This is a genomic window from Cryobacterium sp. TMT2-42-4 (assembly GCF_004402645.1).
Taxonomy (GTDB): domain Bacteria; phylum Actinomycetota; class Actinomycetes; order Actinomycetales; family Microbacteriaceae; genus Cryobacterium; species Cryobacterium sandaracinum.
Map to the genome: position 1 here is coordinate 87099 of NZ_SOFT01000027.1, position 14190 is coordinate 101288.

General features: G+C 66.9%; 14 protein-coding genes. 6 read left to right on the forward strand and 8 right to left on the reverse strand.

What is annotated here, in order from left to right:
- Positions 1–10: 10 nt before the first annotated feature.
- Entirely contained in the window at positions 11–1129 is a 1119-nt protein-coding gene (locus E3O18_RS09640; RefSeq protein ID WP_134395101.1) for a GuaB3 family IMP dehydrogenase-related protein, read from the reverse strand.
- 63 nt (positions 1130–1192) lie between these two features.
- On the opposite strand from E3O18_RS09640, the gene E3O18_RS09645 reads away from it, so the two are divergent.
- Positions 1193–2335: an aminotransferase class I/II-fold pyridoxal phosphate-dependent enzyme gene (locus E3O18_RS09645; protein ID WP_134395102.1), complete on the forward strand. Its 1143-nt coding sequence runs from the start codon at positions 1193–1195 to the stop codon at positions 2333–2335.
- Positions 2336–2351: 16 nt separating this feature from the next.
- Here E3O18_RS09645 and guaB read toward each other — a convergent pair whose 3' ends face one another.
- On the reverse strand, positions 2352–3854 hold the full coding sequence (gene guaB, locus E3O18_RS09650; protein WP_134395103.1) for an IMP dehydrogenase: 1503 nt from the start codon (positions 3852–3854) through the stop codon (positions 2352–2354).
- A gap of 277 nt (positions 3855–4131) precedes the next feature.
- Between guaB and E3O18_RS09655 the strand changes: the two genes are divergently transcribed.
- The 4 genes from E3O18_RS09655 to E3O18_RS09670 are packed head-to-tail and all read left to right on the forward strand — an operon-like array spanning position 4132 to position 8075.
- On the forward strand, positions 4132–5409 hold the full coding sequence (locus E3O18_RS09655) for a branched-chain amino acid ABC transporter permease (protein ID WP_134395104.1): 1278 nt from the start codon (positions 4132–4134) through the stop codon (positions 5407–5409).
- 14 nt (positions 5410–5423) lie between these two features.
- On the forward strand, positions 5424–6404 hold the full coding sequence (locus E3O18_RS09660; RefSeq protein WP_134395191.1) for a branched-chain amino acid ABC transporter permease: 981 nt from the start codon (positions 5424–5426) through the stop codon (positions 6402–6404).
- The gene (locus tag E3O18_RS09665; protein WP_104171788.1) at positions 6394–7308 is read left to right on the forward strand and encodes an ABC transporter ATP-binding protein; all 915 of its coding nucleotides are present in this window, start codon (positions 6394–6396) and stop codon (positions 7306–7308) included. Before E3O18_RS09660 ends, E3O18_RS09665 begins: the two co-directional genes overlap by 11 nt.
- Positions 7305–8075 carry an ABC transporter ATP-binding protein gene (locus tag E3O18_RS09670; RefSeq protein ID WP_104171787.1) on the forward strand — a complete coding sequence of 257 codons (771 nt, stop codon included), beginning with the start codon at positions 7305–7307 and terminating at the stop codon, positions 8073–8075. The genes E3O18_RS09665 and E3O18_RS09670 overlap by 4 nt, the downstream gene beginning before the upstream one ends.
- A 213-nt stretch (positions 8076–8288) precedes the next feature.
- Here E3O18_RS09670 and E3O18_RS09675 read toward each other — a convergent pair whose 3' ends face one another.
- The 4 genes from E3O18_RS09675 to groES form a co-directional block, all read right to left on the reverse strand.
- Complete coding sequence (locus E3O18_RS09675; RefSeq protein WP_134395105.1) at positions 8289–9584, reverse strand: ABC transporter substrate-binding protein; 1296 nt, start codon at positions 9582–9584, stop codon at positions 8289–8291.
- 125 nt (positions 9585–9709) lie between these two features.
- Entirely contained in the window at positions 9710–10441 is a 732-nt protein-coding gene (locus E3O18_RS09680) for an ABC transporter substrate-binding protein (RefSeq protein ID WP_134395106.1), read from the reverse strand.
- Between the two features lie 46 nt (positions 10442–10487).
- On the reverse strand, positions 10488–11417 hold the full coding sequence (rarD, locus tag E3O18_RS09685) for an EamA family transporter RarD (protein ID WP_134395192.1): 930 nt from the start codon (positions 11415–11417) through the stop codon (positions 10488–10490).
- Positions 11418–11518: 101 nt separating this feature from the next.
- Positions 11519–11815 carry a co-chaperone GroES gene (groES, locus tag E3O18_RS09690; protein WP_066597535.1) on the reverse strand — a complete coding sequence of 99 codons (297 nt, stop codon included), beginning with the start codon at positions 11813–11815 and terminating at the stop codon, positions 11519–11521.
- Between the two features lie 127 nt (positions 11816–11942).
- Between groES and E3O18_RS09695 the strand changes: the two genes are divergently transcribed.
- A complete protein-coding gene (locus E3O18_RS09695) occupies positions 11943–13142 on the forward strand; it encodes a methyltransferase domain-containing protein (protein ID WP_134395107.1) in 1200 nt (399 codons plus the stop codon).
- 25 nt (positions 13143–13167) lie between these two features.
- Here the strand turns inward: E3O18_RS09695 and E3O18_RS09700 are convergent, their stop codons facing one another.
- A complete protein-coding gene (locus E3O18_RS09700) occupies positions 13168–13578 on the reverse strand; it encodes a DUF4190 domain-containing protein (protein WP_134395108.1) in 411 nt (136 codons plus the stop codon).
- 19 nt (positions 13579–13597) lie between these two features.
- Positions 13598–14161: a DUF4190 domain-containing protein gene (locus E3O18_RS09705; RefSeq protein ID WP_134395109.1), complete on the reverse strand. Its 564-nt coding sequence runs from the start codon at positions 14159–14161 to the stop codon at positions 13598–13600.
- Positions 14162–14190 lie beyond the last annotated feature (29 nt).

Genomic DNA, 14190 nt, shown 5'->3' on the forward strand with positions numbered 1-14190 from the left:
CGACAACCGTCTAATTCCCCCGGTACGGGGCGACGACCACCTCGACGCGCTGGAATTCCTTCAGGTCGGAGTAACCGGTGGTCGCCATCGACCGGCGCAGCGCGCCGACGAGGTTCGCGGTGCCGTCGGCGATCGGCGTCGGGCCGTACAGGATGGTCTCGAGCGGTGCCAGGGCGCCCACCTCGACCCGCTTGCCGCGGGGCAGCTTCGAGTGGTGCACCTCGGCGCCCCAGTGGAAGCCGCCGCCGGGGGCATCCGTCGCCCGGGCCAGCGCGGTGCCGAGCATGACGGCGTCGGCGCCGCAGGCGATGGCCTTGACGATGTCGCCGGAGGTGTTGAGTCCGCCGTCAGCGATGACGTGCACATAGCGTCCACCGGACTCGTCCATGTAGTCCCGGCGGGCACCGGCGACATCGGCGACGGCCGTGGCCATGGGCGCGTGGATGCCGAGGGAGGCGCGCGTGGTCGAGGCAGCGCCGCCGCCGAAGCCGACGAGCACGCCGGCCGCACCCGTGCGCATGAGGTGCAGGGCCGCGGTGTAGGTCGCCGCCCCGCCCACGATCACGGGCACGTCGAGTTCGTAGATGAACTTCTTGAGATTGAGGGGCTCCTGGTTCTGCGAGACGTGCTCGGCAGAAACGGTGGTTCCGCGGATGACGAACAGGTCGACGCCGGCGGCGACGACGGTCTCGTACAATTCCTGCGTGCGCTGCGGCGACAGGGCGCCGGCCACGGTCACGCCGGCCGCGCGGATCTCCGCGAGGCGGGCGGTGACGAGCTCGGGCTTGATCGGCTCGGAGTACATCTCCTGCATGCGCGCGGTGGCCCGGTCGGCGGGCAGCTCGCGGATCTCGGCGAGGAGCGGCTCGGGGTTGTCGTAGCGGGTCCAGAGGCCCTCGAGGTCGAGCACGCCGACACCGCCGAGCTGACCCATCATGATGGCCGTCTGCGGGGACACCACGGAGTCCATCGGCGCCGCGAGGAACGGGATCGAGAACTGATAGGCGTCGATGGTCCAGTTGACCGACACATCCTCCGGGTCGCGGGTGCGCCGGCTGGGCACAATCGCGATGTCGTCGAAGGCGTACACGCGGCGGGCGCGCTTGGAGCGGCCGATCTCGATTTCCATGATTTCAGTTTAGGTGCCGCGGCGCTCCTCGACGACGGATGCCGCGGGGTGCATCCTGAGGTGATGGACGTCACCGCCGACCCTCTGTCCCTCCTGCGCGAGCGCACCAGCATGAAATGGCGCAGTTTTCCCGCCGATGTGCTGCCGCTATTCGTCGCCGAGTCCGACTTTCCGCTCGCCGAACCCATCCGGGACGCGTTGACAGCGGCGGTGCGGCGCAGCGACACCGGGTATGTCGCACCGGTCAACGGGCTTGGCGCGGCCTTCGCGGGATTCGCCGGTCGCCGCTGGGGCTGGCAGGTCGACCCGGAGCAGGTGACCACCACGACGGATGTCAGCGTGGCCATCGTGGAGACCCTGCGAATGCTGATCAGGCCCGGCGACCGGGTTGTGATCACTCCCCCGGTCTACCCGCCCTTCTTCGACCTCGTGCCCGAGGCCGGCGGGGTGCCGCACGCCGTGCCGCTCCTCGCCGGTCAGACCGGCTGGACCCTCGACCTGGACGGCCTCGAGCGCGCCTTCCAATCGGGCGTGCGCTGCGTCCTGCTCTGCAACCCGCACAACCCGATCGGGCATCCGCACACCGTCCAGGACCTCACGGCGCTGTCCGGGCTCGCCGCCCACTACGGCGTCACGGTCGTCAGCGACGAGGTCCACGCCCCGCTGACCTACACCGACGCCGCTTTCACGCCCTACCTCACCGTCTCCACCGAGGCCGCAGACCACGGCGTCTGCGTGACGAGCGCGAGCAAGGCCTGGAACCTGGCCGGCCTCAAATGCGCGCTTCTCGTCACCGCCGGCGAACGGATGCGCGCCGAGCTCGCCGCCCTGCCCCAGGAGGTATCCTGGCGCACAAGCCAGTTCGGGCTGATCGCCGGCATCGCGGCGTTCCGCGACGGGGAGCCGTGGCTGGACGGGGTGATCGCGGCCCTCGACGACAATCGCCGTGAGCTCGCCGCCCTGCTCGACGCGCAACTGCCCGGGGTCGGCTACCGGCAGCCAGGGGCCGGCTACCTGGCCTGGCTTGATCTGCGGAGCCTCGGCTGGGGTGACGACCCGGCGCTGATCGCACTCGAGCAGGCCCGGGTCGCACTCAGCCCCGGCCCGATGTTCGGCGAACCGGGCCGGGGCTTCGCGCGTCTCAACTTCGGGTGTTCACCTGAGGTGCTCGCGGAAGCGGTCTCCCGGCTGGCCGCGGCCACCTAGTCACCCTCGAGTACTGTCAGCGGCGGTAGTTGGGCGCCTCGACCACGATCTGCACGTCGTGCGGGTGCGACTCCTTGAGCCCGGCGGACGTGATCCGAACGAACTTACCCTTCTGCTTGAGCTCGTCGATCGTACGCGCGCCCACGTAGAACATGGACTGGCGCAGGCCGCCGATCAGCTGGTAGGCCACGGCGGACACCGGTCCGCGATACGGGACCTGGCCCTCGATGCCTTCCGGGATGAGCTTGTCGTCGGAGGGGACATCCGACTGGAAGTAACGGTCCTTGGAGTAGGAGGTCTTCGTGCCGCGGCTCTGCAACGCGCCGAGCGACCCCATGCCGCGGTAGGTCTTGAACTGCTTGCCGTTGACGAAGACGAGTTCGCCGGGGCTCTCGTCACAGCCGGCGAGCAGAGAGCCCAGCATGACGGTGTCCGCGCCGGCGACCAGTGCCTTGGCGATGTCGCCGGAGTACTGCAGCCCGCCGTCGGCGATGACCGGGATGCCGGTCTCCCGAGCCGCGAGCGACGCCTGGTAGACGGCGGTGATCTGCGGCACGCCGACGCCGGCGACGATGCGGGTGGTGCAGATCGAGCCGGGGCCGACCCCGACCTTGATCGCGTCGGCGCCGGCGTCGATGAGGGCCTGGGCGCCGGAGCGGGTGGCCACGTTGCCGCCGATCACGTCGACCCCCTCGAAGGCAGGGTCGGACTTCAGGCGACGGATGATCTCGAGCACCCCGGCGCTGTCGCCGTTGGCGGTGTCGACCACGAGCACGTCGACGCCCGCCTCGAGAAGTGAGGTGGCGCGCTGCCAGGCGTCGCCGAAGAAGCCGATGGCCGCGCCGACGCGCAGTCGTCCGGCGTCGTCCTTGGTGGCGAAGGGGTATTCCTCGCTCTTGTCGAAGTCCTTGACCGTGATCAGGCCCGTCAGGCGGCCGTGGTCGTCGACGAGGGGAAGCTTCTCGATCTTGTGGGTGGCGAAGATGGCGACGGCGTCCATCGGGGCCATGCCGACCTTGCCCGTGATCAGCGGTGCCGTCGTCATCACCTCGCGCACCCGGGTCGTGTGCTTTTTGGTGGTGGAGACGAACCGCATGTCCCGGTTTGTGATGATGCCCACGAGCACGCCGTCGCCGTCGACGACGGGGAGACCGCTGATCCGATACTGCCCGCAGAGGGCGTCGACCTCCGCAACGGTGGCGTCGGGCGAAGTTGTTACCGGATTGGTAATCATGCCGGATTCGCTGCGTTTGACGAGGTCGACCTGCTCGGCCTGGTCCGCGATCGAGAGGTTGCGGTGCAGCACGCCGAGGCCACCCTCACGGGCCATCGCGATGGCCATCCGGGTCTCGGTGACGGTGTCCATCGCGCTGGACAGCAGCGGCGTGGCCACGCTGATCCGGCGCGTCAACCGAGACGTTGTCTCGGCTTCACTGGGAATGACGTCGGTGTGCCCCGGAAGGAGAAGGACGTCGTCGTACGTGAGCCCGGTGAAACCGAACGGATCTGGCTGATCCATAAAACCCCTTTTAATAATGCAGGAAAGTGGAGAAAACGCGGCCATCCAACTTGATTACCGGCTTCTCAATGTTAAGCGACGTTGCGCTCCGCGCATTCCTCAGCAGAGAATCTAGGGAGTGTCGGCCGTCGTCGTTACATATGCGACATAATCTTCACTTACTGTCAACAAAGATGTTGGTAGGTGAGACCCGGGGCACGCTCGGTCACAGACCCAACGGTGCCGCCATGGAGGTGCAGTGAATTCCCCTGAAGCTGTTCGCAGATTCTCACCCAGAATGCTGGTGATCTTTCTCGGCCTGCTCTTTGCAGCCCTGACGATGTCCACATTCGCCACCGTCTCGGCCAGTCCGGCTCATGCCGACGAGGTCGGAACCGACGAGTACGAGTTCGTCCTCACCGGCAATGTGCAGTTCGACCAGAAACCACTCGACAATGTGCTGATCACCGTCGAGGGGGCCGGCTATGAAGCATCCGTGGAAACGGGTGCCGACGGCAAGTGGAAGGTCGGCGTGCCCGAGAAGGCCACCTACACCGTCACCCTCGATGAGGAGACCCTCCCCGAGGGCGTCGTCGTCGCCAAGGGCGGCAGCGTGATCGAGGCGGAGTTCGCGCTCACGAAGGTGAAGTCGGTCAACTTCTTCCTCGGTGAGGGCACGCGCACGACGGTGAGCTTCTTCGACCAGTTCATCAATCGGTTCGTCAATGGGCTGAACTTCGGTCTGCTCCTGGCCCTGGCCGCGATCGGGCTGTCCCTGATCTTCGGCACCACCGGGCTGAGCAACTTCGCGCATGCGGAGATGATCACCTTCGGCGCGCTGATGTCCCTCCTCTTCTCGGTCACGCTCGGCCTGCCGATCTGGCTGGCGATCATCATCGCCGTCGTGCTGAGCGCGGGCTTCGGCTGGAGCCTGGACGCGGTGATCTGGAAGCCGCTGCGTCGCAAGGGCGTCGGTCTGATCCCACTGATGATCGTGAGCATCGGTCTCTCGCTCGCCCTGCGCTACCTGTTCCAGATCTTCGTCGGCGGCGGAACGAGCCAGCTTCCGGGATCCGGCCTCGCCGACATGCAGCTGGGTCCGATCCGGCTCTCGATGATCGACGTGGCCAGCATGGGCATCAGCATCGTGGTGCTGTTGGCCGTTTCCTACTTCCTGCTGCGCACCCGCATCGGCAAGGCCACCCGCGCGGTCTCCGACAATCCCAGCCTGGCCTCGGCCAGCGGGATCGACGTCGACGGCGTCATCCGGATCGTCTGGGTGCTCGGTGGGGCCCTCGCCGGCCTCAGCGGAATTCTGTGGGCCTACTTCCGTCCGGGCGTCAGCTGGGACATGGGTTTCCAGATCCTGCTGCTCGTCTTCGCGGCCGTGACCCTCGGCGGTCTCGGCACCGCTTTCGGCGCCCTGATCGGTTCGATCATCGTCGGCCTGTTCGTCGAACTGTCGACGCTGTGGCTTCCCTCCGACCTTAAATACGTCGGTGCACTTGTCGTGTTGATCCTGGTGTTGCTGCTTCGGCCGCAAGGCATCCTGGGTCGCAAAGAGAGAATTGGCTAGAAGGGCATCCGATGATCGACTGGGGAGCAATCTTTAGCAACGCAGCCGTCGAGCTGATCAGCCCGACCACCGCCGCCTACGCCCTCGCGGCACTCGGGCTGGCGATCCACTTCGGATACACCGGCCTCCTGAACTTCGGCCAGGCCGGCTTCATGGCCCTCGGAGCCTACGGGTTCGCCATCTCCACCCTCAGCTTCGGTTTCCCCGTCTGGGGTGCCGTGCTGGTGGGGGTCGGCGCATCCATCGTTTTCGCCCTGGTCCTGGGCATCCCGACGCTCCGCCTGCGCGCGGACTACCTCGCGATCGTGACGATCGCGGCGGCCGAGATCGTGCGCCTCCTGTTCACGACGAACACGTTCCAGTCCATCACGGGTTCCGCGAACGGCCTGAGCGGCTACAAGGGCGGTTTCGCCGGCCTCAACCCGATCCCGGAGGGGCGCTACGGCTTCGGCCCCTTCGAGTACAACGAGTATGACTGGTGGCTGCGCATCGTGGCCTGGTCGATCGTGGCCCTCGCCTGCCTGTTCACCTGGCAGATCATGCGCAGCCCGTGGGGTCGCGTGATCAAGGGAATCCGTGAAGACGAGGATGCTGTGCGCGCGCTCGGCAAGAACGTCTACTCCTACAAGATGCAGTCCCTGATTCTCGGTGGCGTGTTCGGCACGATCGCCGGAATGATCTTCGTGCTTCCCCGTGCCGTGGTGCCCTCGAATTATCAGACGTCCCTGACGTTCTTCATCTACGCGATCCTCCTGCTCGGCGGCGCGTCGACGATTCTCGGGCCGGTCATCGGCTCGATGGTCTTCTGGGTTCTGCTCTCCTTCTTCTCCGGGTTCATCGCCCGAGCAGTGGAGGCAGGCTGGATCCCGTTCATCACCAGCATCCAGGCCGGCCAGCTGCGCTTCATCCTGGTTGGAGTGGCGATCATGCTTATAGTCATCTTCAGACCGCAAGGCATCTTCGGAAACAAGAAGGAGTTGGCCTTTGTCAAATAACACCGTTCCCAGCAACAAGCCGGTCAAGTCGACCGACCTGCACATCGGCGAGGCCGAACCGGGCTGCAAGAAGCGCGACCCGATCTTGGTTGCCGACGGCGTGAGTCGAACCTTCGGCGGTCTCAAGGCCGTCGACGTCGACCACGTCGAGATCCCGCGCGGCGCCATCACGGCGCTGATCGGGCCCAACGGAGCCGGCAAGACCACCCTGTTCAACCTGCTGACGGGCTTCGACAAGCCCGACACCGGGTCGTGGACCTTCGAGGGTCGCCCACTGTCGGGGATGCCCGCGTTCAAGGTGGCCCGGATGGGCCAGGTGCGCACTTTCCAGCTCACCAAGGCGCTCGGCCTGCTGACCGTCATGGACAACATGCTGCTCGGCGCCAAGGGCCAGGCCGGCGAGAACCTGTTCCGGGCGATCTTCCCCTTCTTCTGGGCCAAGCAGGAGGAGGCGAATAGGGTGCGGGCCCTCGATATCCTCGAACGGTTCAAGCTCGACACCAAGAAGGACGACTACGCCGCCAGCCTCTCCGGCGGGCAGCGCAAACTGCTCGAGATGGCACGGGCGTTGATGAGCGAGCCGAGCCTGGTGATGCTCGACGAGCCGATGGCCGGGGTGAACCCGGCACTGACGCAGTCGCTACTGGACCACATCCTCAACCTGAAGGCGGAGGGCATGACGGTTCTCTTCGTCGAACACGACATGCACATGGTGCGCCACATCGCCGACTGGGTCATCGTGATGGCCGAGGGCCGCGTGGTCGCCGAGGGCGACCCGCACGAGGTGATGCGTAACCCCGCCGTGATCGACGCCTACCTGGGTCAGCACCACGACGAGGACCTCGGCGAGGATCCGGCCGCCGAAACAGAACGTGTGGAAGCCATTAAGGAGTTGCTCGATTGACGAACACCAGCCCTGCCGCCGCGCCGGCCTACACCCCCACCGGGCAGCCCGTCGTCGAGGTCAAGACGGTGACGGCCGGCTACCTGCCGGGCGTCAACATCCTCAACGCCTGCTCCCTGACCGCCTACGACGGCGAGCTGATCGGGATCATCGGCCCGAACGGCGCCGGCAAGTCCACGCTGCTCAAGTCGATCTTCGGCCAGGTCAAGGTTCGGGAGGGTGAGATCCTGCTTCGCGGCGAGAACATCACCAACCTCAAGGCGAACAAGCTCGTGGCCAAGGGCGTCGGTTTCGTGCCCCAGACGAACAACGTCTTCCCCACGCTCACGATCCAGGAGAACCTGGAGATGGGCATGTTCCTGAAGCCGAAAGGCCTGACCGAACGCCTCGAGTTCGTCACGGAGATCTTCCCGGAGCTCGGGAAGCGTCTGCAGCAGCGCGCCGGATCGCTGTCCGGCGGGGAACGCCAGATGGTGGCCATGTCGCGGGCGCTGATGATGGGCCCGCACGTGCTGCTGCTCGACGAGCCGAGCGCAGGCCTCTCCCCCGTGCGCCAGGACGAGGCTTTCCTGCGTGTCAAGGAGATCAACAAGGCCGGCGTGACCACGATCATGGTGGAGCAGAATGCGCGCCGATGCCTGCAGATCTGCGACCGCGGTTACGTGCTCGATCAGGGCCGTGACGCCTACACGGGCACCGGCCGCGAGCTGCTGAACGATCCCAAGGTGATCGGCCTCTACCTCGGCACCCTCGGCCAGGACGACTAGCCGGAGCCGCCCGCACCGACTGCCCCGCACGACGAAGCGGCGCCCGAGATCTTCGGGCGCCGCTTCCGTGTGTCCGGTGCTCCGGATCCGGTGACGCCGCTGGTGTCCGGGAGGGGCGTCACCGGGTGACGGCCGTCACCGGGCGAACGAAGAAGGGCCCCGACCGAAGTCGGGGCCCTTCCAGATCGAATGCTGGTCAGCGACGAATCGTGACTAGTTGATGCGCTTGTACGTGTTGTCTTCGAGGTACTCGTAGACGCCGATGGTTGCCTCGGTCGGGTCGCCGTTCTCATCGAACGTGACCGGGCCGGAGAAGCCGTCGTAGTCGACCTGGTCGCCGTCCGCGAGGGCCTTAGCCGCCGCGGTGAAGTCGGAGACCGTGGTGCCGTCGCCGGTTCCCCCAGAGACCTGGCGGAGGTGCTTGGAGATGGCCTCACCCGAGACGTCGTTGGCCGCGTAGGCCGCAAGCGCGACGAGCATGACGGCGTCGTAAGATTCTGCCGCGTAGCTGAAGTCGGTCAGGGTGGGGTCGATCTCCTTGAGACGATCGGTGAAGTCGCCGAGCGTTCCCACGTCGAGGCCGGGCAGCGTGCCCTTGGCACCGGTGATGATGCCGGCGTCGAAGTCCTTGCTGTAGTCGGACAGGTTGCCGTCCACGAAGTACAGGTTGCCACCGGGGAAGCCGGAGCCGACCAGTGCGGGGGTGATGACCTTGGCCTGGTCGAACGTGATCAGGGCGATCGCGTCGGGGTTGGCGGCGGTCACTTCGGAGATCTGAGCGGCGAAGTTGGAGTCACCCTCGTTGAACAGGGACGTGGCGACGACCTCGCCGCCCGCAGCCTCGAAGGCGGTCGTGGTGGACTCGGCCAGGCCGGTGCCGTACGAGTCGTTGAGCACGATCAGGCCGAGGGTGCTGTTGCCGTCGTCGGCGATCTGGGTGCCCAGGACTTCACCCTGCAGCAGGTCGGACGGGGCGGTGCGCCAGTAGAGGTCCTTGTCGGCATACTTCGTGAAGTCCGCCGAGGTGTTGGCCGGGGAGAACTGCACGACGCCCGCGCCGGTGATCTGGTCGATCACGGTCTTGGAGACGCCGGAGGATGCCGCGCCGATGATGGCGGAAACCTTCTGCGAGAGAAGGTCGGTCACCGAACCGGTCGCGGTGTCCGTCGTGGTGTCGCCGGAGTCACGGAAGATGGCCTCAACGGTCAAGCCGAGGTTCGCGTCGTTGATGTCCTTGACGGCCAGGGCGACGCCGGCTTCTTCGGGCGGGCCGAGGAAAGCCAGGGCACCACTCTGGGGAAGGATGGTGCCGATCTTCAGGGTCAGGTCGCGGTCGCCGGCCGTGATGGCCTGGGCGTCTCCGCTCGCGGCGGGGGCTTCCGATGCAGCCGGCTCAGCGGTGTTGCTGCTGCAGCCGGTGAGCAGAAGTGCACTGACGCCGACGAGGGCGACTCCAGTGACGACTGCCCGAACTGAGCGGGAGGCCGAGGCCTTCGCGAATACGCTCATGTTGCTCCTTGGGACTAGGAATGAGAAATGACAGCGGTCGATTGACTGCCGTTCTGTCACATTATTGACAGGAATCGCGCGAAACAAGGCAACCGGGTTACATCCGTGTAACGCAGACCAAATCGTTACGATCGGCGGCCGGTGACGCCCTGATAGGCGATCTGTTGCGCATCGGCCAGCGCGGCCGCACATTCTCCCCAGGATGCGCAGGCGAACGCCCCGGTACTCACCTGGTCGAGAGCGGGCCTGATCGACGCCGCACCGTCGTCTCCGGCCCGTGCTGCTGCCAGGGCGCTCAGGACAACTCCGTCATAGGCTTCACCGCCGCCGGCAGTGTCGACCAGCCCTGGATCGAGGGTGCGCAGGCGCGCAGCGAAGCCGTCACTGGCGGCCAGCGGCGTGCCCCCGTTTGCGAAGTCGCCGAGCCACAGCAGTACCACCGGCGCCGCCGCGACGGCGGCGGCCAGATCGCCCGGCATCGGAACGGTGGCGTCCCACAGCACGACGTCGACGCCACGGGCCAACAAGTCGGTCAGCGACGTCGCCGGGTCGACGGCGGAGTCGCGGTGGATGATCTCGATCGGAGTGCCGAGAATGCGGCCCTGCTCGGTGATCTCGCGGGCGGCCAGTTCGGAGCCGGCCACCTGTGCCGCACCACTGGCCGCCGACGGGCCCGTCATGGGGAACAGGGTTCCGAGGCGCACGGTACCGTCACCGGACGGAGCCACCACGACGGACGCGGCGGCAGCGGGCTCGACTACGGGCGGCGCGACCTCGGCCCTGCATCCGGACAGCAGGAGCACGCAGGCGAGCGCCCCGACGAGGTGGACGGGCAGGGAAGTCGACGCAGTGCGCATCCGGTGTCCTTTCACGTACGAGGTGCGTCCCCGAGCGTAGCGGGGCTCAGACCGGTTCAAGGGACGCACGCCGGGGCGCGCGTCCGGTGAGGACCATGTCGGTCGTGAGAAGGACCAGCGCCACCCAGACCAGTGCGAAACCGACCCAGCGCTCGGGAGGCATGGGCTCGAGCAGCACGAAGACGCCGACCAGGAACTGCAGGATCGGAGCGAAGTACTGGATCAGACCCATGTAGGTCAGAGGCAGGCGCCGGGCCGCGGCGGCGAAGAACAACAGCGGCACGGCGGTCACAACACCTGCTGCCAGCAGCCCCACGGTATGCCAGGTGGACACGCTTCCGAAGGTGAGACCGGAGACGGAGGCCACCACGATCAGCTGCACCACGGCGATGGGTGCGAGCCAGACCGTTTCGAGGGTGAGTCCGGCGACGGCATCGACGTCACGGCCGACCCTTTTCTTGATCAAACCGTAGAAGCCGAACGAGAACGCGAGGATGAGTGACACCCACGGCAGCGAGCCGTAGCCGACGGTGAGCACGACGACGGCCCCGAGGCTGATTCCCACGGCTACCCACTGCAGCAGGCGCAGACGCTCGCGCAGCAGAATGACGCCGAGGAACACGGTCACGATCGGGTTGATGAAGTAGCCGAGGGCTGCCTCGACCACGTGGCCGCTGAGGGCGGCGAAGACGTAGGTCTGCCAGTTGACGAAGATCAGGAGGCCGGCCAGACCCATCGTGAACACGATGCGGGGCCTCCGCAGCAGCGCGAGGAAGGACTTCCACTTGCGCGTGACCGTGATCAGCAGTGCGCAGAACACCAGAGAGAAGAGAACCCGCCAGGCCACGATCTCGAAGGCACCACTGGGCGCGAGGAGCAGAAAGTAGAGCGGCAGGGCGCCCCAGAGGGCGTAGGCGAGGACCGCGTAGATCAGTCCCTTGCTTTGCTCCGACCGCGCCGGGCGGGCCGCGCGGATTTTCCCGGGTGAAAGAGGGTCTTGCGCCACAGCGGACCTTTCTTAACGACGAATCCCGGATGGCCAGGGCCATCCGGGATTCTACCGTTGCGTGGGTGTGGCTAGCGAACGACGACTGCGAGCACGTCGCGGGCCGACAGGACGAGGAGGTCCTCGCCACCGAACTTGACTTCGGTTCCACCGTACTTGGAGTAGATCACCTTGTCGCCGACGGCGACGTCGAGTGGAATGCGGTTGCCGTTGTCGTCGATGCGGCCGGGGCCGACTGCGACAACTTCGCCCTCCTGGGGCTTTTCCTTGGCGGTGTCAGGAATGACCAGACCTGATGCGGTGGTCTGCTCTGCGTCGACCTGCTTGATGACGATGCGATCCTCGAGCGGCTTGATGGAGACCGACACGGTTGACCTCTTTCTTAGCTAAGACATAGTTAGCAGACTCACAGCGAGAGTGCTAAGACGAGTTTAGGGCGCATCTGGCACTCACGCAACGTGAGTGCCAGATGCGCCGTGTTGATAGGTTTGCACGATGGAACGCTCAGAGCTCGTCGAGCTGTTATCGCCGGGCGGTTTGCGCCTGCTGGACTCGTTGCCGCCGTACGACCCGGCCGCCGACGTCGTGCGGGTGGTGAGCGAACTCCGCAAGGCCGGACACAGCCCCGACCTGGTCACCGCGGTGCTCAGCCAGTCCCGGCTCCGCGCCAGGGCCGTGCCCAAGTTCGGCGAGTTCGCCGGCCGCATGCTGTTTACGGAGGCCGGCCTCGAGCAGGCCACCCGGTTGAGGGTGGCGGCGCTGCACGCCGGCCGCTTCGCGGGCGCGTACCTGGACCGGGTCGTCGACCTCGGCTGCGGCATCGGAGGCGACGCCATGGCCCTGGCCGCCATGGACCTCACGGTCACGGGGGTGGACGCCGACGAGGTGACCGCGACCGTCGCCAGCTACAACCTGGCTCCGTTCGAGAACGCGAGCGTGCTGCACTCGTCCGCGGAAGACATCGACCTGGCTGGCTTCGACGCCGCCTGGCTCGACCCGGCCCGGCGCACCGCCGGGCACTCCAACACCTCGCGCCTGACCCGGCCGGAGGACTACTCCCCCCACCTCGATTTCGTCTTCGGTCTCAGTGAGCGGATGCCCGTCGGCGTCAAGCTCGGGCCGGGCCACGACCGCGAGCTGATCCCCGCGGAGGCCGAGGCGCAGTGGGTCTCCGTGGACGGCAAGCTCGTGGAGATGGGGCTGTGGTTCGGAGCACTGGCACGCGCCGGCATCCGTCGCTCCGCCCTGTTGCTCGGCCGAACCGGGATTCACGAACTGACCGCGCCCCACGACAGTACGGATGCCCCGGTGGGAGTGCTGGGCGACTACCTGTACGAACCGGACGGCGCGATCATCCGTGCACGTCTGATCGGGGACCTGGCCCGGTCGCTCGACGCGTCGATGCTGAGCGAGGGGATCGCGTACCTCACCTCCGAGACCCTGCACCGCACGCCCTTCGCCACCGCATTCCGGGTGCTCGAGGTGCTGCCCGTCGACGAGAAGAAGCTGCGGCTGGCCCTACAGGAACGCCGCATCGGCACTCTCGAGATCAAGAAACGCGGCGTGGACGTCGACCCGGCCACCCTGCGCACCCGACTGAAGCTCAAGGGCCCCGAGTCGGCGACGCTCGTGCTCACCCGGGCCGCCGGTCACCGGGTGGCTCTGCTGGTGGAGCGGGTTCCGCCACTCGACTAAGGCCAGCGGCGAAGGACAGCGCGGCTCAGCCGGGCACGACCGTCAGCACCTGCGTGACGATCAACACCCACCCGACCGCGAGGACCAGCCCCGCCAGCCCGGTCCACAGCCCGTAGGCCCACACGGTGCCGGCACGGCGCTCGGTCAGGCGGGCCATCACGGCCAGCACGACCGCGGCCAGGGAGAGCGCCGCGCCCCAGACGCCGAAGACCGCGATCAGCAGCCCGAGCAGCCCGAAGACGAGCGATGCGATGGACAGCCCGCTCCGGTCTGCCTGCGCGCTCAGCTCGCTGTCGGTGTAGACGTACGGCACCCATTCGGTGGGGGCTGTGATGGTCGACGCGTAGTCCAGCTCCCCCGGAGCGGGCGCCGGAGGCCGGGTGAGGTCGACCCGGAAGTCATCGTTGCGGGACCAGTCCCGTTCCTCCCCAACCATCCCCGCTGCTATCTTCCGCTCAGTACGACGAGGTAGGGATGGTGGCGAAGAAGACAGACCAGATCACGATACTGACCAGTGCCAGCCCGACGCCGATGAACCCCGTGATCAGCCCGGTCAGCCAGAAGCCCCTCGCCTGCGGCTCCTTCGACTTGCCGAGGAAGCCCAGGACGACCGCGGCGGCGGGGATGAATAGTCCGAGGATGCCACCCACAATCGGGAGGAACACGATCGGCGAGCCGAGCACGCCGATAACGCCGGCGACCAGCGCCAGGATGCTGAGAATCGGCTGCTTCGCGGCGACCGCACCGTAGGGCGACGAATACGCGTCGCCATAGGCAGGTGCCTGGGTCATCGTCGGGGCGCCGTAGCCGGGCGGCTGGGTCGGGCCGCCGTAGGAGGGCGGGACGGAGGCCGGCGGGGTCGGGCCGTTGTACGCCGGCGGGGCGGCAGACGCCCCCTGCTCGTCGCGCGGGATATCGGGGACCTGTGGCACGTCGGGCACCTGCGGTACGCCGGGCACCTGCGGCACGTCAGGCACGCGGGGCACGTCAGGGTTGCTGGGGTTGTTGGAATCGCTCATGCGAATTCATTCCTTTCCGGACGACGGGG

Bases quoted from the DNA above. Each gene is read 5' to 3' on its own strand.
- E3O18_RS09640 (WP_134395101.1), bottom strand. From the start codon at position 1,129: ATGGAAATCGAGATCGGCCGCTCCAAGCGCGCCCGCCGCGTGTACGCC.
- E3O18_RS09645 (WP_134395102.1), top strand. From the start codon at position 1,193: ATGGACGTCACCGCCGACCCTCTGTCCCTCCTGCGCGAGCGCACCAGC.
- guaB (WP_134395103.1), bottom strand. From the start codon at position 3,854: ATGGATCAGCCAGATCCGTTCGGTTTCACCGGGCTCACGTACGACGAC.
- E3O18_RS09655 (WP_134395104.1), top strand. From the start codon at position 4,132: ATGCTGGTGATCTTTCTCGGCCTGCTCTTTGCAGCCCTGACGATGTCC.
- E3O18_RS09675 (WP_134395105.1), bottom strand. From the start codon at position 9,584: ATGAGCGTATTCGCGAAGGCCTCGGCCTCCCGCTCAGTTCGGGCAGTC.
- E3O18_RS09680 (WP_134395106.1), bottom strand. From the start codon at position 10,441: ATGCGCACTGCGTCGACTTCCCTGCCCGTCCACCTCGTCGGGGCGCTC.
- E3O18_RS09695 (WP_134395107.1), top strand. From the start codon at position 11,943: ATGGAACGCTCAGAGCTCGTCGAGCTGTTATCGCCGGGCGGTTTGCGC.
- E3O18_RS09700 (WP_134395108.1), bottom strand. From the start codon at position 13,578: ATGGTTGGGGAGGAACGGGACTGGTCCCGCAACGATGACTTCCGGGTC.
- E3O18_RS09705 (WP_134395109.1), bottom strand. From the start codon at position 14,161: ATGAGCGATTCCAACAACCCCAGCAACCCTGACGTGCCCCGCGTGCCT.